General features: G+C 68.2%; 16 protein-coding genes and 1 pseudogene. 9 read left to right on the forward strand and 8 right to left on the reverse strand.

Going from position 1 to position 20017, the window contains the following annotated elements:
- Positions 1-7 precede the first annotated feature (7 nt).
- Positions 8-793, forward strand: a complete 786-nt coding sequence (locus tag D187_RS29105) for a CPBP family intramembrane glutamic endopeptidase (protein WP_002623775.1) — start codon at positions 8-10, stop codon at positions 791-793.
- Here the strand turns inward: D187_RS29105 and D187_RS58230 are convergent.
- Together D187_RS58230 and D187_RS29110 are read right to left on the reverse strand one after the other, a co-directional pair.
- Positions 703-909: pseudogene (locus D187_RS58230) on the reverse strand (integrase core domain-containing protein); the annotation flags it as partial. The gene D187_RS29105 and the pseudogene D187_RS58230 sit on opposite strands and share 91 nt — an antisense overlap.
- Before the next feature lie 199 nt (positions 910-1108).
- Positions 1109-1774: a TetR/AcrR family transcriptional regulator gene (locus D187_RS29110; protein ID WP_002623776.1), complete on the reverse strand. Its 666-nt coding sequence runs from the start codon at positions 1772-1774 to the stop codon at positions 1109-1111.
- A 170-nt stretch (positions 1775-1944) separates the two neighbouring features.
- Here D187_RS29110 and D187_RS29115 point away from each other — a divergent pair, with 170 nt between their 5' ends.
- Entirely contained in the window at positions 1945-2877 is a 933-nt protein-coding gene (locus tag D187_RS29115) for an oxygenase MpaB family protein (RefSeq protein ID WP_002623777.1), read from the forward strand.
- A gap of 25 nt (positions 2878-2902) precedes the next feature.
- Positions 2903-3352, forward strand: coding sequence for a DoxX family protein (locus tag D187_RS29120; protein WP_002623778.1), 450 nt, complete (start codon positions 2903-2905; stop codon positions 3350-3352).
- Positions 3353-3486: 134 nt separating this feature from the next.
- Here D187_RS29120 and D187_RS29125 read toward each other — a convergent pair whose 3' ends face one another.
- A complete protein-coding gene (locus tag D187_RS29125; protein WP_002623779.1) occupies positions 3487-3780 on the reverse strand; it encodes a hypothetical protein in 294 nt (97 codons plus the stop codon).
- Between the two features lie 153 nt (positions 3781-3933).
- A complete protein-coding gene (locus tag D187_RS29130; protein ID WP_002623781.1) occupies positions 3934-7230 on the reverse strand; it encodes a GH92 family glycosyl hydrolase in 3297 nt (1098 codons plus the stop codon).
- A 371-nt stretch (positions 7231-7601) separates the two neighbouring features.
- Here D187_RS29130 and D187_RS29135 point away from each other — a divergent pair, with 371 nt between their 5' ends.
- From D187_RS29135 to D187_RS50535, 3 genes are all read left to right on the forward strand, one after another.
- The gene (locus D187_RS29135; protein ID WP_043431828.1) at positions 7602-8012 is read left to right on the forward strand and encodes a hypothetical protein; all 411 of its coding nucleotides are present in this window, start codon (positions 7602-7604) and stop codon (positions 8010-8012) included.
- Between the two features lie 560 nt (positions 8013-8572).
- Positions 8573-10315 carry a DUF4231 domain-containing protein gene (locus D187_RS50530; RefSeq protein ID WP_051256600.1) on the forward strand — a complete coding sequence of 581 codons (1743 nt, stop codon included), beginning with the start codon at positions 8573-8575 and terminating at the stop codon, positions 10313-10315.
- A gap of 14 nt (positions 10316-10329) precedes the next feature.
- Positions 10330-11466, forward strand: a complete 1137-nt coding sequence (locus tag D187_RS50535) for a toll/interleukin-1 receptor domain-containing protein (protein WP_020918357.1) — start codon at positions 10330-10332, stop codon at positions 11464-11466.
- 10 nt (positions 11467-11476) lie between these two features.
- Here the strand turns inward: D187_RS50535 and tauD are convergent, their stop codons facing one another.
- Genes tauD through tauA form a run of 4 tightly spaced genes read right to left on the reverse strand, consistent with a single transcriptional unit; the run spans position 11477 to position 14959 of the window.
- Positions 11477-12310, reverse strand: a complete 834-nt coding sequence (gene tauD / locus D187_RS29150) for a taurine dioxygenase (RefSeq protein WP_002622254.1) — start codon at positions 12308-12310, stop codon at positions 11477-11479.
- Between the two features lie 22 nt (positions 12311-12332).
- Positions 12333-13166, reverse strand: a complete 834-nt coding sequence (gene tauC, locus D187_RS29155) for a taurine ABC transporter permease TauC (RefSeq protein ID WP_002622256.1) — start codon at positions 13164-13166, stop codon at positions 12333-12335.
- Positions 13163-13945, reverse strand: a complete 783-nt coding sequence (gene tauB, locus D187_RS29160; RefSeq protein ID WP_043431829.1) for a taurine ABC transporter ATP-binding subunit — start codon at positions 13943-13945, stop codon at positions 13163-13165. The genes tauC and tauB overlap by 4 nt, the downstream gene beginning before the upstream one ends.
- A gap of 33 nt (positions 13946-13978) precedes the next feature.
- Complete coding sequence (tauA, locus tag D187_RS29165) at positions 13979-14959, reverse strand: taurine ABC transporter substrate-binding protein (RefSeq protein WP_002622261.1); 981 nt, start codon at positions 14957-14959, stop codon at positions 13979-13981.
- A gap of 168 nt (positions 14960-15127) precedes the next feature.
- Here tauA and D187_RS29170 point away from each other — a divergent pair, with 168 nt between their 5' ends.
- From D187_RS29170 to D187_RS29180, 3 genes are all read left to right on the forward strand, one after another.
- Entirely contained in the window at positions 15128-15886 is a 759-nt protein-coding gene (locus tag D187_RS29170) for a hypothetical protein (RefSeq protein WP_002622264.1), read from the forward strand.
- A complete protein-coding gene (locus tag D187_RS29175) occupies positions 15883-17355 on the forward strand; it encodes a putative metal-binding motif-containing protein (protein WP_002622266.1) in 1473 nt (490 codons plus the stop codon). Before D187_RS29170 ends, D187_RS29175 begins: the two co-directional genes overlap by 4 nt.
- A gap of 106 nt (positions 17356-17461) precedes the next feature.
- Positions 17462-19873, forward strand: a complete 2412-nt coding sequence (locus D187_RS29180; RefSeq protein ID WP_002622267.1) for a glycosyl hydrolase family 18 protein — start codon at positions 17462-17464, stop codon at positions 19871-19873.
- Positions 19874-20017: the final 144 nt, after the last annotated feature.

The following is a 20017-nucleotide window of genomic DNA, read 5'->3' on the forward strand; positions in this document are numbered from 1 at the left end:
AACGCCAATGCGCGCCCAGCGATCGCCCCTGGTCTTCTTCCTCCTGCTGCTGGCGCTGGCCGTTCCGCTCTGGCTGGCCGGCGGGCGGCTGGGCGTGATCGGCGCGCTGCGCATTCCGGTGAGCGACTTGGCCCTGGCGTTCACGCCCATGGCCGCCGCCCTGATCCTCGCCGCGCGCGCCGAGGGCGGCGGGGCCGCCGTGGCCCTGCTGGCGCGGGCCTTCGATCCCCGCTCGCTGGGCCGCGGACGCTGGGTTGCGGCGGCACTGCTGACGGCGCCGGCCATCTGTCTTTCGGCTTGGGCGCTCATGCGGCTGGCGGGCGTGGACGGTGCGCCGCTCCGTCCGGACCTCCTGCGCACCCTCCTGTTGTTCGTCCTGTTCCTGGTCCTGGCCGCGGGCGAGGAGGTTGGCTGGATGGGCTACGCCTACGGCCCGATGCGGGATCGGTGGGGTGCCCTACGGGCGGCCCTGGTCCTGGCGGTTCCCTGGTGGCTCGGTCACCTGCCGTCCATGGCGGCGATAGGCACGACGGCGGCCGACGTGGCCTGGTGGATCCTGGGCGCGGCCGCCCTGCGCGTCCTCATCGCCTGGCTCTACGAGGGAACCGGCGGCAGCCTCTTCGCCGCAGTGCTCTTCCACGCCCTGCTGAACCTCGGTCGCATCCTGCTCTATCCGGCGGCGGGCGCGCACTACAGCACCGCCTACCAGGCCACGGGCGATGTCGTGGCCGCGGCCCTGGCCGCCGCCGTCGCGGCGCGGTCGCGGGTCTGGCCGGGCGCGGCCAGGTCCTGAGCAGCCCCAGAGGCCTGCCGTCTACGGCCCCTGAGCCGCTCCTGCTTCAAAGTGCTGAAGAAGCTCTCCACCACCGCGTTGTCCCAGCAGTTGCCCTTGCGCGACATGCTCCACTCAATGCCTCGAGCAGCCAGGGCTTGCCTGTTGGGCTGGCCGGGGGGAGAAGCGGCGCTCGAGGACGTTTGGGGGCCACGGGCTGCTGGTGACGCGAGTCCGTCGTGGTGACATCGCGCCGTCGTCTCCGTGCGGCCAGGCCTTGCTCTCCCATGACACGGGCCACTCGCCCAGTTGCTCGCACATGAAGCACACCGGGGGTCAGCCCCCGACGAGACCGTCGAGCAGGCGCTTCGCGAGGGCCGTCACGGTATCGCGGCGGGTCCCGTCGAGCCGCTCCCACCCGAGGAACGCGAGCGACACGGGCTCTATCGCCGTGAAGGCGGAGAGCGAGGTGATCAGCATCACCGCGCCCGCGCGCTCCTCCTCCTTCCCGGGGCGGCGCTGGCGAGCGATGGCCAGCAGGTCGGCGACGAGGCCGATGCCGGGGCTCCACAGCCCCTCGAACAGCAACGCATAGCCCGGGCCCTGCTCGCTCATCTCGCGCAGCACGAAGTCGGTGGTGAGCCGTTGCTCGGCATCGGCGGTGACCGCGTTGACGAGCGCCTCGAGGATACGGTCGAGCCAGTCCCTCGCTTCCGTGGCCGAGAGCGAACCCTTGTTCGCCGCCTCGCGAGCGGCGCACACCAGCGGCAACAGCCGGCGACTGTGCTGTTCGACGATCTCCTGCGCGCATGCGCGGTGCAGCCCCTCCTTGTTGCCGAAGTGGTAGGCGATCACCGGGAGGGTGACCCCCGCCTCGGCGGCGATCATCCGGGTGGTCGCGCCCGCGAAGCCCTCACGCGCGAAACAGCGCATGCCCGCCTCGAGGATCCGGGCCTTGGTCATCTCCGCCGGCGTCAGGGGGCTTTTGGTCTCGAGGCTCATGGTCAGCCCATATAGGCAGGGAGGAGCCTGTTCCGGTAGGGCGCACGCCTGGTGGGTTTCTCCTCGGGCGAGGAGGCGGAACGTCCTCACGGACGGAACAGGCGCTCAGGCTGTTGCGGCTGCTCCTATCGCCTGATATACGGCGTATATCGCCTGATAGGGGAGACGATATGGCTTTACGTGATCCGGTACCGGCGGAGCGCGAAGCAGCGCCGACGGCGAAGCCGGCGGCCGCGCGCGAGTGGAAGATCGACTATCGCTCCCCCGCCGGAGAGCCTTCGTTGGTCCCGCCGGACTCGGTGCAGTGGCGGGTCTATCGCAACCCGATCGTCATGGGCATTGGCGGAGTGGCCGCCGTGCTGCTCGAGTTCGCCGACCCGCGGATCCGCAGCGGGGTATGGGACCATTCTGTCTACAAGGTGGATCCGATCGGACGCTCGCGACGTACCGGGGTCGCGGCGATGGTGGGGGTGTATGGCCCCGCCTCGGTGGCGCGCAAGGTCATCTCCGGCGTCACGAAGATGCACGCGCGCGTGTCGGGTGAGACACCCGACGGGCAGTCGTACCGTGCACTCGACCCGGTGCTGCTCAATTGGGTCTATGCGACTGCCCTCTTCGGCTTCTTCAAGGCCTACCACATGTTCGTTCGTCCGCTCTCGCCGGAAGATCAGGCGCGCTTTTTCAGGGAGGGAAAGCCAGTCGGCGAGCTCTACGGCGTCACGCACTGCGTTGGGTCCGAAGCCGAGTTCGTCGCGATGATGGAAGGGCTGCTACCAGGTTTCGAGCCGCACCCGATCAACCTCGAGTTCCTGAACATCATCGAATCGGGCCGTTCGGCGCCTTCCGTGCCGCGCTTCTTGCACCGCGCCATGGCCCGCGGCGCGGTCGCGATCCTCCCGCCGGTGGTCCGGAAGAAACTGGAGCTCGGTGCGGAATGGGACCTGACCGCGCTTGACCGTCTGGCGCTGATCTCCGCTGGCCGGCTCGCTGACCACTGGCGCGATCGCGACTCTCCAGCCTGGCAGTCGGCGCTGCGTCACGGTCTGCCAGGCGACTTCGCCTGGCGGTCGCCATCGATGCAGCGAAGCCTGCTCAAGAGCTGACGCTCACCTTTCCCTTGGAGGATTCATGTCTCAAGACGTTGCCGTGGCACACCCCAGTCTCCTGAAGACCGTTGCACAGACCATTGCACGCATCTGGCTGGGAGCCTCCCTGCTCCTCGCGGGAGCGGGCCACCTCACGTGGGCCCGCACCGAGTTCCTGGCCCAGGTTCCGAAGTGGCTCCCACTCGACGGCGACTTCGTCGTCCTCGCTTCGGGCGTGGTCGAGCTCGTGCTCGGCGCGGCGCTCATCTTCGCGCGCCGCCTGCGCCCGCAGGTCGGGTGGGCGGCGGCCGCGTTCTTCGTCGCGGTCTTCCCGGGCAACATCTCGCAGTACGTCCATGGCATCAGCGCGTTCGGTCTCGACACCGACAGGGCGCGGTTCATCCGGCTCTTCTTCCAGCCCGTCCTCATCGCCTGTGCCCTCTGGTCGACCGGCGCGTGGGCGGCCTATCGCGCGTCGAAGCGCTCGAAGTGACGCATCGGGCGACTCGCCGTGAACCTGGCGCTCTTTTATATGACGCAAAACGGGCCGGCCTGTTCACCCAGCCGGCCCGCTCGAGCGACGATCCGTTCGGTTTGATGGCTTGGGTTTAGTGGCTCAAGCCCTCATCAAGGACAGACGCAGGTGCCCGTACACGCGTACTCACGCCAGCACTCGGAGCCGCCACATGAGGCGGCGCACTGCGTCTGCGTGCTGTAGAAGTTCTGGAAGTTGCACGTCCACTTCAACGGGCAGATGCCCACCAGGGCCGTGCTCTGCCGGGACTCCTGCTCTCCGGAGGAGGCCTGCTCCTCGACGGCGGCGGGCTCGGCCGGCGGGACCACCACGGCTTCGGTGCCACAACCCATCAGGCCGAGGGTGATGCCCGCGATGGAGACAGCGAGAAAGGACTTGATACGCATGGAGGAAGCTCCTGGGTTCGTCTACGGGGGGACGGCCAGGAACACGTTACTCCTGTGTCTTCCTTGGAGTCGAGGCCGAAGGGACAACGCCAGGGCAGGGCGGAGGGAATGGATTGCGCACCCAATGAGCCAGTCCATTGGGTGCGCCGTGCTTCACTTGGATTCGCTGAGCGAGATGGCGTACACCTCGAACCGCGCGTCGTTCGGCAGGCTCATGGAGTGCACCTGCTTCGCCGGGTCGAGTGCGAGGGACTGGCCGAACAACCGCACCGGCGGCCCGTCCACGCCGCTCCCGGCCTTGATCCGATGAGGCATGTCGAGCACCACGGTGGTGCCGGACGGAGTGCTTCCCGCCCAGTCGCCCGCCGTGGCCGGGATGTCCGTCTGGCTGCCATCCGAATAGCGGACGGTGATCGTCGTGGTCACGGGACCATGGTGAGACACGGAGACCAGGTGAAGCGTCTGGTAATTGCCCCGCGGAAGAAGGATTCCCTGACCGCGAGCCTCCACGAAGTTGTTCGCGCTCCCTCTCGGATCGGGTGCCGAATACGTCACGCCCGACCAGGTGATGGATCCAGCCGCGGGGAACAGGTCTCCGTCGAAGCTCCAGCCCCCACCGTCGAAGTTGCCCTCTCGCGACTGGGCGACCGTGGCGGTGCCGTCATGGTTGCGCTCGTTCGTCAGATCCACGGCGCATTGCCCGGCAATGCCGGGCAGGCAGGTCCCCGCCGGCCGCACCTCGATGGTCACGTTTCGGGTCACGGTGTTCGCGCCATTCGCCGAGATGGCCACCTGGAGCGGATACACGCCCAATGCAGTGTTCGCGGGCACGGTGAGGGTGAGGGGCCCCGTCCACTGCACGGGCAGACGCTGTGACGACAGCTGGAACGAGGGCGCCGTGGCGGACCAGCCCGCCGGGACGGTCGGCGTCACGGAAACGTCCAACCCAAGAGGCGCCTGGCCGAGCACGTCCAGGGTCAGCTCGACCGTCTGGGCCTCGTTGCTCGCCGCGATGACAGCCGAGGAAGGCCGCAGGGACGCGTCGACGTGACTGCGGGCGTCCCCCTCGGCCTGATTGATCGACGGTGGCCTCGCGGCGCTCGCGGTTCCCCAGCTCGAGGGCTCGCCGCCGAGCGTATGTGCCAGGGTGCCGCCCCGCACGAACTCGTTCCACTCCAGGTAGGTTCGTGGCACATCCTGCCCGTCGAGCGTCACGCGCTGGATGTACCGCTGGGTGTCGCTGGCACCGGGCGCCGTGATGTTCAGCGTGCCGCCCTGGTGGGTGCCGAAGGGCCTGATGCGGACCACGGCGGACTCGAACTGGGGGCTGGACAGGGCGATGAAGTTCGCGCCACTCATCGTCGGGTACAGCCCGAGCGAGGAGAACACATACCACGCCGACATCGTGCCCAGGTCGTCGTTGCCCGTCATTCCGTCCGGCCCCGTGGTGAACAACGTCATCGCCGCGCGCACCACCGTGGCCGTTTTCGCGGGAGCTCCCGCCCACAGGTACATGTAGGGCGCGAGCAGGTCGGGCTCGTTGTTCGGGTTGTACGTGGGCTTGCCGTAGTAGTCGTAGGGCTGGGTGATCCATTCACCGCGAGCGGTCCCCGAGGGATCGGCGAGCAGCTTGTCGTAGGCGAAGAAGGCATCCAACCGCTGTTCGGTCGCGCGCTCACCACCCATGAGCGCGACCAGCCCGGCGGGGTCCTGTGGCACCAGCCACTGATATTGGTAGGCCCCTCCCTCGTGGAACTGGTGGGAGGCCGCCACCGGATCGTACGGCGTCAGCCACGTGCCATCGGCCGTGCGCGGACGGAACTGGCCGATGGAGGAGTCCCACAGGTTGCGGTACCACTGCCCGCGCCCGGCGAACATCCGTGCATCGTCCTCGTGCCCGAGCCCCCGTGCCATCAACGCGAGCGCCGCGTCGGCCGCCGAGTATTCGAGCGTCGCCGACGCCGGGTGCACGCAGTCGTTGTCACCGCCCTTGTGCGCGCAGTCGACGCCCAGGCTCAGACCGGACGGGAGGTATCCGCGGGTGTTGTAGTACTCGACCCCCGAGCGGCCGTTGTAGGGCGAATCGGAGGGGGGAGTGCTGAGCGCGTTCTTCCGCAGCAGCGCGTAGGCCTCTTGTTCATGACCCTCGAGCAGCCCCCGGGCCCAGGCCTCGACGAGGAACGGCGTGACGGGATCCCCGGTCATGATGTTGGTCTCGCTGTTGGCGAGCGCCCAGCGTGGCAGCCAGCCCCCCTCCCGACCGATGGCGAGGATCGACAGGGCGATGTCCCGGGCGACCTGGGGTTCGAGCAGCTCCAGCAACTGGTTCTGGGGGCGGTACGTGTCCCACAGCGAGAAGTTCTGGTACGGCGTGTAGCCGCTCGCGACATGCACCTGGTTGTCGAAGCCGACGTACCGGCCGTCCACGTCACCCGCCAGGTTCGGGTGCAACTGCGCATGGTACAGCGCGGTGTAGAAGGCGACCTGCCGATCTCGGGAACCTCCGCTGATCTTGATCGCCCGGAGCTTGTCGACCCACGCGTCATGCAGCCGGGTCCGCGTGGCATCGAAGTCGAAGGACTCGCCCGTCTCCTTCGCGAGGTTCTGTCTGGCACCGTCGAGCCCGGTATAGGACAGCCCGACCTTCACCGTGACGTCGCGATCCGTGGTCGTGTCGAACGTCACCCAGGCGCCGTTGTTCCCCGTGCCAGCCGCGTCCCGCGAGCCGGGTGTCGGGGTGGAGCCGCGCCAGGTGCCGTGGGACGCGAAGGGCCGGTCGAACGTGGCCGTGAAGTACACCGTGTGCTGGTCACGCCCGGCGCAGAAGCCGCCGGCCCTGACCCGGCCCTCGAGGGTCCGGTCCCCGACGACATGGATTTCCGATTCATGAACCGCCTGGTTGGCCTTCCCGGTGTTGAAGAGGACATTCGCGGCGGCCGTGGCCGGGAAGGTGAAGCGCTGCCAGCCGGTCCGCTCGGTGGCCGTGAGTTCGGCTTTGATGCCGTAACGGGAGAGGCCGACGCGGTAGTACCCGGGCGTGGCCTCTTCGTCGTCATGCGAGTACTTCGACTTGTAGCCATTGACGTCGACGGTCTCGACGGCGCCGGTCGTGGGCATGATGGGCAACTCACCCACGACGCCGCAGCCGACACCGGACAGGTGCGTCTGGCTGAAGCCGTAGATGGAGTCCTGCTGGTAGTCGTATCCGCCCTGTCCGCCCGTGTCCGGGCTGACCTGTACCATCCCGAAGGGCGCGCTCGCGCCGGGAAAGGTATTGCCGAAGTTCTGGGTGCCGATGAAGGGGTTGACCAAGGGGGTGGGGTCCACCTCGGGCTCTTCCACCCCGGGGACCTCGGGCTCGTCGACCGGGGGGGGCACGGTGCTCTTGCAACCAGCGAGCAGTCCAGCGACCGCCAGACCCGCCATTCTTCTCTTGCTGCGCAACCACATGAACGGAACTCCTCGTCGTGACGACGTTGTCGGGGAAACGCGCACTTTATATGCGGAGTGGCCGGAGTCGTGCGCGCCGATACCACCTCGAGCAGCGCCGCCTCGCGCTGATGTTCTCCAGTGCATCTCGGGCCTGAACACGGGCGGGTGGGGTGGAGCCCTGTTCGGGTGCTCCGCCCATGGGCGCAAGCTCCGGAGTGGAGCCTCGGCGAGGAGCAATCCCTGGACGTCTCGGGTCGCTTGACAGCTTTTCACCCCGATGGCTTTTCACCTTGACAGCGCGTCGCCTTGACAAGATTTCAGCTCGCCCATCCACTTGAAGTTGGCGTGCGAATCCCTAATTTCATGGCTTGGCTAACCCGAGGCGAACCATGTCAAAGACCAAATCCCAACCCCACGTTACGTCCAAGGCCATTCACGTCGAGACAGCCACAACGGTGCAGGGACCCGCGGCGACCAGCATTTCGGTGGAGGTCGACGAGGAGAAGCTCGGCCGGGACATCGCCGACGGCGGTCGGGTCGACCGGGCGGTTGCCATGATTCCCCGGACCACGGCGGGCAGGCAGGAATGGAACGAGGAGGAGCTGAGGCACTCCGGTCGACGGGTCACCGATGATGAGCGCGTCGTGAAAACCTTCAATGCGACGGTGCGAGGGCCGATCGACGCCAGGCAGTCCGGAGTCTCGGTGAAGGTCGAAACGCCCGGAGGTGCTGTCTGGTCCAATGACCAGGACACGCACCTGACGAGGGACGCCGACAAGCCAGCGACCGACGAGCATTGACACGGAACACGGATCGAGGGTCTCGCCCGGCGGGGCCCTTGTGTCCCCGCGGGGCAGTCAGTCGCCAGCATCGGAGAGCGCCTTTCGAAACATGGTCACGAAGCTGCTCGCGCTCTCGTCGCCCAGCTCGATTGCCACGCTCTGCACGGAGGCTCTTCGCGTGAGCCATTGCAACGCCAGGATTTGTCACCATCTCCATCCCGACCACCAGGACAGTTCGTCGCGCACCTCGAGCTCAATCGCGATAAGGGTCTCGGGGCCAGGCTGGCGGGCGCGGCCCTGTCCGTTCCTGGCGTTACCGGCCTTCTGCTGAAGGGCTTGGAGAAGGAATGACGAGGCGCGCGTACGACGCCCGTCACATTCGTCGGCACGCTCATCCCTCCTGGTCGAACCCAATCACACCCGACAGCTGACACCGCCGCCTCCCGCGGACGGATGGGAGGATGTCGGAGGTGGCATTACCTTCCACCTGAACGACACCGGAGGCCGGTCATGAAGCGCAACGGGGCAGTCAGACGAGCGCAGGACTGGTGCGCGCAAGGGTGAACACGCCTCCGTCCATGTTGGAGTCTCACACCGGGGACATTCCCTTCCCCAATGGGAACCGTGCGAAGTGGGTACGTGCGTCGCCCGGGGATGATCCCCACGCGCTCCTCCGCGCGCTCGATCTGCCCAGGCCTCGAGCCCTCATCCTCCTGCTCGGAGGTGCGGACGGATTGGCGCCCGAACTCAACGCGAGTCTGCGGCAACTCATCAGCCAAGGGGTGGCCTGCTGCGCCGTGGAGACGGGAGCCTTCATTCTCGATGGGGGCACCTGGTCCGGCATCATGGCCCTCATGGGCGAGGGGGTGGCCGAGCGCGGGTACCACTCGCAGCTCGTCGGTGTGGCCCCCGCGCAGCTCGTCACCTGGCCCGGAAGCCCCTTCGGGGATGGCGCCGGGGAACGCACGCCGCTCGACGAGAACCACACCCACTTCGTCCTGGTGGATGGCAACACCTGGGGAGGGGAGACGCCCCTCCTCTACACGCTCGCCTCCGCGCTCACCGAGGGGGGCATCCCCGTGGTCGTGGTGCTCGCCAATGGCGGGGACGTCACCCGGCAGGAGGCGCTCGCCGCCGTCCGTCACCACTGGCCCCTGGTGGTCCTCCAGGGCTCCGGCCGGCTGGCGGACGAGATCTCCACCCAGGTGTCCCGGCCTTCTTCCAACATCGCCGACCCGGTCCTCGCGGAGATCCTCTCCGAGGGTGACCTCTGCCTCTTCCCGGTGGAGGGCTCGCCGCGCGACCTCACGCACCTGCTCAAACGTGAGCTACGTGAGGACTCCATCCTCAAGCTGGCCTGGCAGCGCTTCGCCCTCTACGACGCCAACTCCACCCGGCAGCAGCGCGTCTTCCGGCGACTGCAGTTCTGGAGCTTGACCCTGGGCGTCCTGGGCACGCTCCTGGCCCTGCTCGATACGCAACTGCGCCTCCTGGGGCTCATCGTGGAGCAGGGACGAGTGGATGGGCTGTTGAGGATACTCATCGTGCTCCTGGCCGCATTGGTCACCGTGCTGGTGGCCGCCTCCAGCCAGTTCAAGGCCGGCACCCGGTGGATCCTCCTGCGTGCGCACGCCGAGGCCATCAAGCGGGAAATCTTCCGCTATCGCTGCCGCATCGGCATCCGGAGCGAGCCCAGGCCGGGCCGGTTGTCCAGTGAGCGCCGGTTGGCCAGCCGGATGAAGTCCATCTGCCGCCCGCTCCTGCAGGCGGAGGCCGCCCTCTCCGCACCGCGCACCTACCGAGGCCCGCTGCCCCCGCCCGGTTCACTGGCCCCCGGCGATGACGGCTTCAGCTCGCTCACCCCCTTCCGCTACATCCGCTACCGCCTGGATGATCAGCTCGGCTACTACCGGCGGAAGATCGATCGGCTCGACCGGAGTGCCCGCCGGCTGCAGTGGCTCACCATCATCGCCAGCGGCATGGGCACGGTGCTGGCGGCCATGGGGGCGGAACTCTGGGTGGCCCTGACGACGTCGCTGGTGACGTCCGTCACCGCCTGGCTGGGCTACCAGCAGGCCGAGAGCCACCTGACGAAGTACCACCAGTCCACGACCGACCTGGACAACATCAAGGCCTGGTGGAGCGCCCTCTCCCTCGAAGAGCAGGGCAGACGCCGCAACTTCGAGAACCTCATCGACAGCACTGAATTCGTCCTCCAATCGGAGCTGACGGGCTGGTTGCAGGAGATGAGGGACACCCTGGCCCGGATGCAGACGCGGCGCGACAAGAAACCCGGAGAGGCCGAGACGACCAAACACTGACCGCAGGGGCAGGTATGGCACGGATCTTCGTCAGCTATCGACGAGACGACAGCCCAGGACACACAGGCCGGCTCTATGACCACCTGGTCACCCATTTCGGTGAGAAGCTCGTCTTCCGGGACATCGAGACCATCGAGCCCGGAGCCGACTTCGTGCACGCCATCGAGGAGGCGGTCGAATCGTGCGGCGTGCTGCTCGCCGTCATCGGGCCGCAGTGGCTTGGTGCCCGGGACAAGCAGGGACGGCGACGGTTGGACAACCCCGAGGACTTCGTCCGGCTGGAGGTGGCCACGGCGCTGTCGCGCGACGTGCGGGTCATCCCAGTACTGGTGGGTGGCGCCACCGTCCCCTCCGAGGAGGAACTTCCCCCCGATCTCGCCCCGCTGGCTCGGCGCAACGCCATCGAGATCAGCGATCCCCGTTTCCGTTCCGACATGGCGCACCTCATCCGCGCCATCCAGAGCGCGCTCGGTGAGAAGCCCACTCCAGCCGCCGGGGTACCACGGCCCGGAGTCCAGCGGCGTCGGTGGGGAGCGGTCGGGTTCGTCATCACCTTCACCGTGGTGGTGCTTGCTGGGCTTCTGTGGGGGCCATGGCGCGAGTCCAAGCCGACAGCCGGGGACGCGGGAGTGGCCGGGAAGGTATCGAGGGAAAAGAAACAGCGTTCCCCGTCGCCACGAGACGCGGGCGTGGTGCAACCCACGCGGGAGGACGCGGGGACCGACGCGGGCGTGGTGCAACCCACGCGGGAGGACGCGGGGACCGACGCGGGCGTGGTTCAGCCAACGCAGGAGGACGCGGGGACTGACGCGGGCGTGGTGCAACCCACGCAGGAGGACGCGGGGACCGACGCGGGTGTGGTGCAACCCACGCAGGAGGACGCGGGGACCGACGCGGGCGTGGTGCAACCCACGCAGGAGGACGCGGGGACCGACGCGGGTGTGGTGCAACCCACGCAGGAGGACGCGGGGACCGACGCGGGCATCGCAACGCCATCTCCCTCCGATGCGGGAACGATGGACGAGGATGGTGGAACCGGAGGCAGTGAAGTGCTTCCCGCTCCGGAACCCGAGTCATCACCACAACCCGCTCCAGAACCCGAGTCACCCCCACCGCCTCAGCCGGAACCCGAGCCGGATTCGGGTCCATGACTCCATGACGTCAGAACGGCTTGTCACCGAGGATGGTGGCGCGGTGCATGATTCGCCGCTGCGGGCGGTAGTCGTCGACCGCGTAGTGCTGGGTGATGCGGTTGTCCCAGAAGGCCACGTCATTCTCCTGCCAGCGCCAGCGGATGAAGAACTCCGGGCGGGTGCTGTGGGCGAAGAGGAAGCGCAGCAGGGTATCGCTCTCCGCCGGCTCCAGTTCATTGATGCGGGTGGTGAAGCCGTCATTGACGAACAAGCCCTTGCGTCCGGTCACCGGGTGGGTGCGCACCACCGGGTGGTTTCGCGGTGGGTTGTTCCGCTTGGCTTCCTCGTACCGGGCGAGCTCTTCCTGGGTGGTGCCGAAGCGCTCCAGGGGGAAGGAGCGGGTCAGGTCGTGGGTGGCGGTGAGGCCGTCGAGCAGTTTCTGCATCGGCTTCGACAATGCGTCGAAGGCCGCGCTGCTGCTGGCCCACAGGGTATCACCCCCGTAGGGGGGTAGTTTCTTGGCGGCGAGCACGGCGCCGAGGGCGGGAGTTTCCAGGAAGGTGACGTCGGTGTGCCAGATGGCGTTGTCACGCACGTCGGTGACGGCGGTGTCGAGCACCAGCACTTGCGGTTGCTCGGGGATGTTCGGGTAGATGGGGTGGATGTGCAGCTCTCCGAAGCGCGCGGCGAAGGCGGCCTGCTGCCGGGGCGTCAGCGGTTGGTCTCGGAAGAACAGCACCTGGTGTTGCAGCAGCGCTCGTTCGATGGCGTCCCGGTGGGAGTCGCTCAGGGGCTCGCGCAGGTCGATGCCTTCAACGACCGCACCCAGGGCGGGGTTCAAGGGAGTAATGTTCAGGGACATCTTCTCTACCTCTTCGGAAGGTTCAGTGCGGGTGCCCATGCCAGGGAACCAGCCTGCGTTGCAGGGCGCGCAGGCCGAGTTCCAGGGCGAAGGCGATCAGGGCGATGACCAGGATGCCGAGGATCACCACGTCCGTGACCAGGAACTGCGCCGCCGACTGCACCATGAAGCCGAGGCCGCTGGTGGCGGCGATCAGCTCGGAGGCCACCAGGGTCGACCAACCCACGCCGAGGCCGATGCGCACGCTGGTGAGGATGTCCGGCAGGGCGCTGGGCAGGATGACATGGCGGATGAGCTGCGCCTGGGTGGCGCCCAGGGATTGCGCGGCACGCAGCCGGGCCGGATCGACATGGCGCACGCCGGTGGCGGTGGCGATGGCGATGGGAGCGAAGATGGCCAGGAAGATCAGCAGCACCTTGGACAGCTCGCCAATGCCGCACCAGATGACGATCAGCGGCAGGTAGGCCAGTGGAGGGATCGGCCGGTAGAACTCGATCAACGGGTCGAAGATGCCTCGGGCCACGCGGCTGCGACCCATGGCGATGCCCAGTGGAATCGCGGTCAGCACGGCGGCGAGCAGGGCCACGCCGATGCGCCCCAGGCTGGCACCCAGGTGCTGCCAGAGGCTGGCGTCCATGTAGCCCTGGGTCAGCAGCTCCCAGCCCTTGCGCGCCACGGCCTGTGGGCCAGGCAGGAACAGGGGTTCGACCAGCCCGGCGGTGGTCACCGCCCACCACAGGAACAGCAGGGTGGAGACCGTCAGGACGCTGATGACCGTGAGGCTCAGCGGGCGGCGCGGAGGCCGGGTCGTGGGCTCGGGGGGGGTCGCCACGGCTGGAAGTTCGAGGCTGCTCATGCCGTTCTCCTCTTCCGTTCGGCGAAGACCTGGGCCAGGACGTGTTCGCGGGTTTCGATGAAGCGCGGGTCGGATTTGATCGCCCGTGCGCTCTCTCCGGCGGCATGGCGCTGGCCGAAGTCGAGCTCGAGTCGTTCGCTGATACGTCCCGGATGGGGCGACAGGAGGATCAGCTCGGTGGCGAGGAACACCGCCTCCTCGATGTCGTGGGTGATCAGGAACACCGGCTTGGACGTGCGCTTCCACACCTGGAGCAGCAGCTCCTGCATCTGCTCGCGGGTGAAGGCGTCCAGCGCGCCGAAGGGTTCATCCATCAGCAGGATGCGCGGGTCCGCGGCGAGGGCGCGGGCGATGCCGACGCGCTGTTTCTGGCCACCGGAGAGCTGCCAGATGCGCCGCGTGTCGAAACCGGCCAGGTCGACCAGGGCGAGCAGTTCGCGGGCCCGGGCCTCGCGCTGGTCACGCGGCATGCCGGCCAGCTCGAGGCCAAAGGCGACGTTGGTCAGCACGTCCTGCCAGGGCAGCAGGGCGTCGTCCTGGAAGACCACGCCGCGCTCGGCGCTGGGGCCGCGCACCGGGAGGCCGTCGAGGGTGATGCGTCCGCCGCTGGGTGGCACGAAGCCAGCGATCAGGTTGAGCAACGTGGTCTTTCCGCTGCCGGACGGGCCGAGTGCGACCAGCAACTGCCGTGGCCCGAGGCTGAGGGAGATGTCTGTCAGGACCGGACCGGTCGTGCCAGGGTAGCGTGCGCTGATGCGCTCCAGTTGGAGTAGGGCCATCGTCGTCTCAGGGAGGGGAGGGGCGCAACGGCGTCATTCCTTCAAGTACTTCGCGCTGACGTAGGGCGAGTAGTCGGGCCGTACCGTGTCGGTCTTGCCTTGCTCCTTGAGGAACAGGGCGGTGGCGGCAATGGCCCTGGCGGTCTCGCCTCCGAGCAGTCGTTCCTGGGCCCTGGCATCCGGGAAGGTGGCGCCGGTCAGCAGTTCCGGCACGTCCTCCGGTTTCGCGCCGGTCAGCCTGGCGATCTTCCGCACGGGAGCGGAGTCGGCGGTCCAGGACTCCTTGTGGGAGGCGTAGTCGGCGAAGGCTTCCAGGCTGACCCTGACGAACCGGGCGAGCACCTCGGGATGTTTTTCCGCGAAGTCCTTGCGCGCGACCCAGACCTCGAAAGTCGGCGCGCCCCAGGCGCCGACCTCGGCGGCGGTGGTGAGCACCTTGCCACTCCTCTTGATTTCGCCGAGGGCCGGAGACCAGACGAAGGCACCGTCGATATCACCGCGCTTCCAGGCCGCGGCGATCTCGGTGGGGTTGAGGTTGATGACCTTCACCCGGGTCGCGTCCAGCTTCCAGTGCTTGAGCGCGCCGAGCAGGCTGTAGTGGGAGGTGGAGACGAACGGGGTGGCGATGGTCTTGCCCACCAGATCCTGGGGGGTGTTGATGTTGCTGCCATGGCGTACCACCAGGGCCTCGGCGGAGTTGATCTGCGCGGAGACCAGGAAGGTGACGAGCGGCAGGCCCCGGGTGGCGGCAGCGGCCAGCGGGCTGGAGCCGAGGTTGCCGAGCTGCACGGCACCGGAGGCCATGGCGGTGATCACCTCCGCGCCGCTGTTGAAACGCCGCCAGTCGAGCTTCTGGCCGATGGCCTTCTCGTAGGTGCCGTCGGCTTGCGGCACCTTGGTCGGGTCGATGCCCGTCTGGTATCCGATGACGATGTCGGCCGCCTGGGCGGACAGTGCCAGACAGCTCCAAACCAGGACCGCCAGCAGCCGATGGGGAATCAGGGATGCGCTCATGCGCGACGCTCCTCGAACACGGAGTAATCAGCGTGTTCGAGTACTCGTCTGGAGATAAATAACTTTTTCGCATGAGCATATGCTCGGCGGGTTACAGCGCCGGTGACAACCGCACCATGACGACGGAACGTCTCGCGGCCTGGAGCCGGGTGAGTATCCTGCCAGCCCATGGATCTGCGAATCGTGCTCGGCCTCGTGCTGATGCTGGTGTCACCAGCGTGGAGTCAGTCGTCGGCCTCCACCGCCTCGGACTTCGAGGGCCGCATGGCGGCCACGGCGCGTGCCTACGAGGACCTCGACTATGAACACGCGCTCCAGGAGCTCGATGGCGCCAGCCTCCTCGCGCGCGACGATGGAGAGCGGGCCCGGGTGGCCATCTACCGGGGCCTCGTGCTCGGGGACCTGAGGCGGCGCCAGGCGTCCCAGGCTGCCTTCCGCGCGGGCCTGATGCTGCGGCCCGATGCGAGCCTCCCGGTGAAGGTGTCCCCCAAGGTGGCGCGCGACTTCGAGGCCGTGCGCCGTGAAGTGCTGGCGCTCAACCCGCGCCCCCCGTCGGACGCGCCGCGCGCGGTGCCGGACGCGAAGCTCGCGCCGACGCCAGCTTCGGGGCTCGTCCCCTCCGCCGGGGCGGAAGCGGAGGTGCGCGCCTCGCGCTCCACGCCGGTGCTCCCACTGGCGCTGCTGGGGGCGGGCGTGGTGCTCGGCGGCGTGGGCGGCTACTTCGGCCTGCGGTCGCACGGCAACGTGAGCGACGCGCGCGCGGCCGACTTCTACAGCGACCGGCTGGCTCACCTGGACAGCGCGCGGGGACAGGCGCTCGTGGCCAACGTCCTGCTGGGCGCGGCCGTCACCGCCGCCGCGGGGGCGGCCGTCACCTGGTTCCTCAAGGACAGGACACCGTCGCCGCGGGCGGAGGTGTCGCCATGAAGCGCGCCGTGGTCGTGGGACTCGGGTTGCTCTGCATCACCTGCACCGTGCCGGACATCGACGAGCTCGAGTCCGAGCGCCCGAGCAGTTGCGACGCGGACCACCCCTGCCAGGTCCGCGTGCTGCTGACCTACGACGGCTTCCGTCCGGGCTGCGTCACGCTGCGGCTCGAGGACGCGGAGGCGTCCTCGAGGACGCTGGAGCTCCCGGTGGAGCCTCCGGTGTTGGAGGGGAAGGGCACCCGTGAGGTGGGCTTCATCCGCAGGGCCGGCTGGAGCCACACCGTGGTGGTGTCGGCCTCCGCCCGCGAGCACTCGTGCACCGGACAGGAGGTGGCCACCGCGACGGGCCGGGTGGACGTTCCCAACGAGGGGAGCGCGGAGGTGTCCCTGGGCCTGAGCGCGCGCGACGAGGATGGGGACGGCTACGTGAGCACCTTCTCCGAGGGCACGGACTGCGATGACCGCTCCGCCTCCATCGCACCCGGTCTGGAGGAGCGCTGCGACTTCCTCGACAACAACTGCGACACCCGCGTGGACCCGGAGCCCGTGTGCGCCGGCGTCGAGTGGAGGACGACACCGCCCCTGGGCGGAGTGGCTCGCCGGGATGTGGCCCCTCACGCGCGCGGCCGGGCCTGGTTCGTGAGCGACAACACGGGCGTGCTCGCCTACGTCAGCCGCGAGGCCGACGGCGGCTTCGACGTGCGGCGGTTCACCGACTGCGAGGGGGCGTGGTCCACCGCCTGGGCGCGGCCGAGCGACGGGCGCGTCTTCATGGGCTCCTGGCTGGGTCAGCTCGCCACGCGAACGACCACTGTCGGGAAGCCCTGCACGGTGGCGCCCTTCGACGGGGGCGGCGCGGCCATCCAGGACATCGTGGGGTTCGAGGGAGACGGGGGCACGACGCTCTACGCGGTGAGCGAGTCCGGGGACATCCTCCGCTGGGACTACCCGGAGGACCCGGTGCGGGTGGCGCACGTGGACGCGGACCTGCGCTCCATCCACGGGCTCGACCCGCGGACGCTCATCGCCGTGGGGACGGCCGGGAGCAAGGTGCCGGTCGCCTACCACGCCAACCCGGATGGTGGCACGTGGCTGCCGGAATCGCTGCCGCCGTCCTCCGCGGGGCAGTTCGCCCTCCAGTCCGTGCACGTGGTGAGCCCGGGTCTCGCCTACGCCTCGGGAGACCAGGGGCTGCTGCTGGAGCGCGAGGGGGGCACGTGGACCACGAAGCCCGCGTACCCCATCTTCGTGGACGGCGGCGTCGCCCCGGACATCCTCGACGTGGTGTCCTTCGGGAAGGGCGCCGTCTTCGGACGCCTGGACACGGACGACATCGTCCGCTTCGACGGGACGCGGTGGCTGGACTTCCGCTTCGGCACGCAGGGCTTCACGAGCCTCGAGGCGCTGTCGTCGGACGAGATCTGGAGCGTGGCCGAGGACGGCACCGGCTTTCACTGGGGGCCGTAGCCGCGCGATGACCCGAAAAATGAATCACCCGTCTCCTTCTGCCTGAACCTGGCGGCGTGGCCCGAGGCGGGCCGCTTGACCAGACATCATGCATTTCGGAGGCGTCATGCGGCGTCGTGCGTGTGGTTTGTCCGCCACGGTGGCGGCCATCCTGCTTTTGGGAATTGCTTGCGGTGAGCGTGATGCCGCCCCGCTGGCGAAGAGCGAGAGTCCGTTGGCCGCGGCCTGCTCCGAGTGGGCCGAAGGGACGAGCTACACGGCCGGGCAGGTGGTGACCTACCAGGGGGCGACGTACACCGCACGGGTGGCTCACACCGCGCATCCCGGGGCCAATTGGAACCCGAGGGATACGGCCACGCTCTGGCAGGCAGGAGGGAGCTGCGGTGGAGGAAGCACCGACGGAGGTACGGGGGGCGGCACTGATGCTGGCACCGGCACCGATGCTGGCACTGGCACTGACGCTGGCACCAGCACGGCCAGCCCCTGGGCCGCCAACACGCAGTACGCGGTGGGCGACGTCGTCTCCTACGGTGGTGTGAAGTACCAGTGCATCTTCGCCCACACCTCCGGGCCAGGCTGGGAGCCGCCCAATGTCCCCTCCCTGTGGAAGGTGGCTCCGCCCGACACGGGAGGAGGCGGCCCCACGACGCCCTTCTGCGCACCCGCGTGGGTGGCCACCAAGATCTATTCGAAGGGGAAGGTCGTCGGATACAACGGCAGGGCCTACCGCGCCCTGGCCGACGTGCACGGAATCAGGCCCGACGACACCGTCTACAACATGTGGCAACTCGTCGGCGTTCCGGACGAGGCCCTGTGCCCGGTGTCCATCCCCAACACCATCGACTATGGCCAGCCATCGGTGGTGACGGGCAACGAGCGCGCGGGCAGCGCCGCGCCTTCGGGACCCATCGGCGCGGCCCACCCGGTCTCCGGCACCGGCACCGGCGGCACCCGGGGTGGTATCGATCCCTCGAAGGATCCGGGTGGCAACCACCCCGGCTTCGACGCGGACACGGGCGCGCGCGTCTCCAAGCTTCCTCCCGGAACCCTGCCACTCCAGCACAATGTCTATCAACTGAGCGCCGGACAGGAGATCGTCGAGTACCTCGGGGACTGGGCCATCTATGGCCGTCGCTTCGACTTCAACAAGCTGCCGGTGAAGAACGTGCACCGGCTCGTCTACGGGTTCGCGGGCATCTGCTTCCCGGCCGCGAAGAACACGCAGGACCCGGGCTTTCCCACCACCGCGCCCGCGGCGGTCAATCGGACGTGCAAGCAGAGCCACCTGCCAGACGGTGCGATGGCTGTCGCGGACTTCGAGGCGGCCTTCCTGCGCGTCCTGCCGGGCCAGACCGGAGGCAAGGTGACGGGCACGGAGCCCATGTATGACCTGGACCCGAAGGACGTGGCGGGCGTGTTTGGCGTCCTCTACAAGCTGCGTCAGGAGAACCCGCACCTGAAGTTGGATCTGTCGGTGGGCGGGTGGACCCTGAGCGAGGGCTTCCCGTGGATGGCGTATGATCCGACGCGGCGCAAGGCGTTCGTGGACTCGGTGGTCCGCTTCCTGGAGCAGTTCGACTTCGATGGCATCGACATCGACTGGGAGTACCCGGGCGCGGACGGCGCGGTGCCCGGGATGTCCCGCCCGGACGACCCCCAGAACTACCTGCAACTGCTGAAGGAACTGCGCGCCGGCATGGACTGGCTGAGCAGGAAGACCGGCAAGCAGTATCGCCTCTCCAGCGCCATCGCGGCGATCCCGAGCAAGCTGACGCTCATCGACTGGGCGGAGACGAGCAAGTACCTCGACCGCCTGTACCTGATGACGTACGACTTCTCCGGTGCCTGGGAGCGCCAGTTCAGTCACCACACGCCGCTCCTCACCAACCCCAACTTCAAGGATGCCCAGGGGAACACCGCGCCCCTCTCCGTGGACGCGGCGGTCCGGACGCTGAGGGAGGAGGGTGCGCCGGCGAACAAGATCATGATTGGCATCGCCAACTACCACCGCGCCAAGGCCATCAAGCTCGGCGACATCACCGAGTACACGAACGGCCTGAGGGGGAGTTCCACCTTCGGCGACCTGAACGCCACCGGCGTCGGGCTCGTCCTGGGCGTCGCCGGCGTCGGCTCGTGGGAGGCCGGCGTGGTGGAGGGCTATGATTTGTATCAGAACTTCCTCGACAAGGACCTGAAGCCCAGGAATGGCTACCACCTCTACACGGACAAGGCGTCCAACGCGGACTACCTGGTCAACCCGCTCGGCTCGTTCATCACCGTCGAGACGCCGCGCACCGTGGCGCTGAAGGCCGCCTACGCGAAGGTGAACGGCCTGGCAGGCGTGTTCGGGTGGCAGATGGAGCAGGACAACGGCTACAACCTCAACGCTCTCAACCACGTGCTCGGCAACGCGCTGGTGAGCAACCTGTCGGACGCGAAGCCACAGGACCAGATCGCGGTCTGCGGTGAGAACGTGACCGCCGCGGAGTGCGCGCAGCTCAACCAGGGCATCAAGTAGCCACCGGGCTCGTGGAGCTGACGGGGGGCACACTCCGGGCGTGGCGTTGTTTGCGATTTCACAGGGCCAGCGAACCTTTCCTTGCCCGGGCGTGTCTTGGAGTGGGCCCGGCATACGATGGTCGCTGGCACCGGACTCGCGAGT

The organism is Cystobacter fuscus DSM 2262 (assembly GCF_000335475.2).
Taxonomy (GTDB): domain Bacteria; phylum Myxococcota; class Myxococcia; order Myxococcales; family Myxococcaceae; genus Cystobacter; species Cystobacter fuscus.

Excerpts from the sequence above, each read along its gene's own strand:
- D187_RS29105 (WP_002623775.1), top strand. The coding sequence starts at position 8 with ATGCGCGCCCAGCGATCGCCCCTGGTCTTCTTCCTCCTGCTGCTGGCG.
- D187_RS29110 (WP_002623776.1), bottom strand. The coding sequence starts at position 1,774 with ATGAGCCTCGAGACCAAAAGCCCCCTGACGCCGGCGGAGATGACCAAG.
- D187_RS29115 (WP_002623777.1), top strand. The coding sequence starts at position 1,945 with ATGGCTTTACGTGATCCGGTACCGGCGGAGCGCGAAGCAGCGCCGACG.
- D187_RS29120 (WP_002623778.1), top strand. The coding sequence starts at position 2,903 with ATGTCTCAAGACGTTGCCGTGGCACACCCCAGTCTCCTGAAGACCGTT.
- D187_RS29125 (WP_002623779.1), bottom strand. The coding sequence starts at position 3,780 with ATGCGTATCAAGTCCTTTCTCGCTGTCTCCATCGCGGGCATCACCCTC.
- D187_RS29130 (WP_002623781.1), bottom strand. The coding sequence starts at position 7,230 with ATGTGGTTGCGCAGCAAGAGAAGAATGGCGGGTCTGGCGGTCGCTGGA.
- D187_RS29135 (WP_043431828.1), top strand. The coding sequence starts at position 7,602 with ATGTCAAAGACCAAATCCCAACCCCACGTTACGTCCAAGGCCATTCAC.
- D187_RS50530 (WP_051256600.1), top strand. The coding sequence starts at position 8,573 with ATGTTGGAGTCTCACACCGGGGACATTCCCTTCCCCAATGGGAACCGT.
- D187_RS50535 (WP_020918357.1), top strand. The coding sequence starts at position 10,330 with ATGGCACGGATCTTCGTCAGCTATCGACGAGACGACAGCCCAGGACAC.
- tauD (WP_002622254.1), bottom strand. The coding sequence starts at position 12,310 with ATGTCCCTGAACATTACTCCCTTGAACCCCGCCCTGGGTGCGGTCGTT.
- tauC (WP_002622256.1), bottom strand. The coding sequence starts at position 13,166 with ATGAGCAGCCTCGAACTTCCAGCCGTGGCGACCCCCCCCGAGCCCACG.
- tauB (WP_043431829.1), bottom strand. The coding sequence starts at position 13,945 with ATGGCCCTACTCCAACTGGAGCGCATCAGCGCACGCTACCCTGGCACG.
- tauA (WP_002622261.1), bottom strand. The coding sequence starts at position 14,959 with ATGAGCGCATCCCTGATTCCCCATCGGCTGCTGGCGGTCCTGGTTTGG.
- D187_RS29170 (WP_002622264.1), top strand. The coding sequence starts at position 15,128 with ATGGATCTGCGAATCGTGCTCGGCCTCGTGCTGATGCTGGTGTCACCA.
- D187_RS29175 (WP_002622266.1), top strand. The coding sequence starts at position 15,883 with ATGAAGCGCGCCGTGGTCGTGGGACTCGGGTTGCTCTGCATCACCTGC.
- D187_RS29180 (WP_002622267.1), top strand. The coding sequence starts at position 17,462 with ATGCGGCGTCGTGCGTGTGGTTTGTCCGCCACGGTGGCGGCCATCCTG.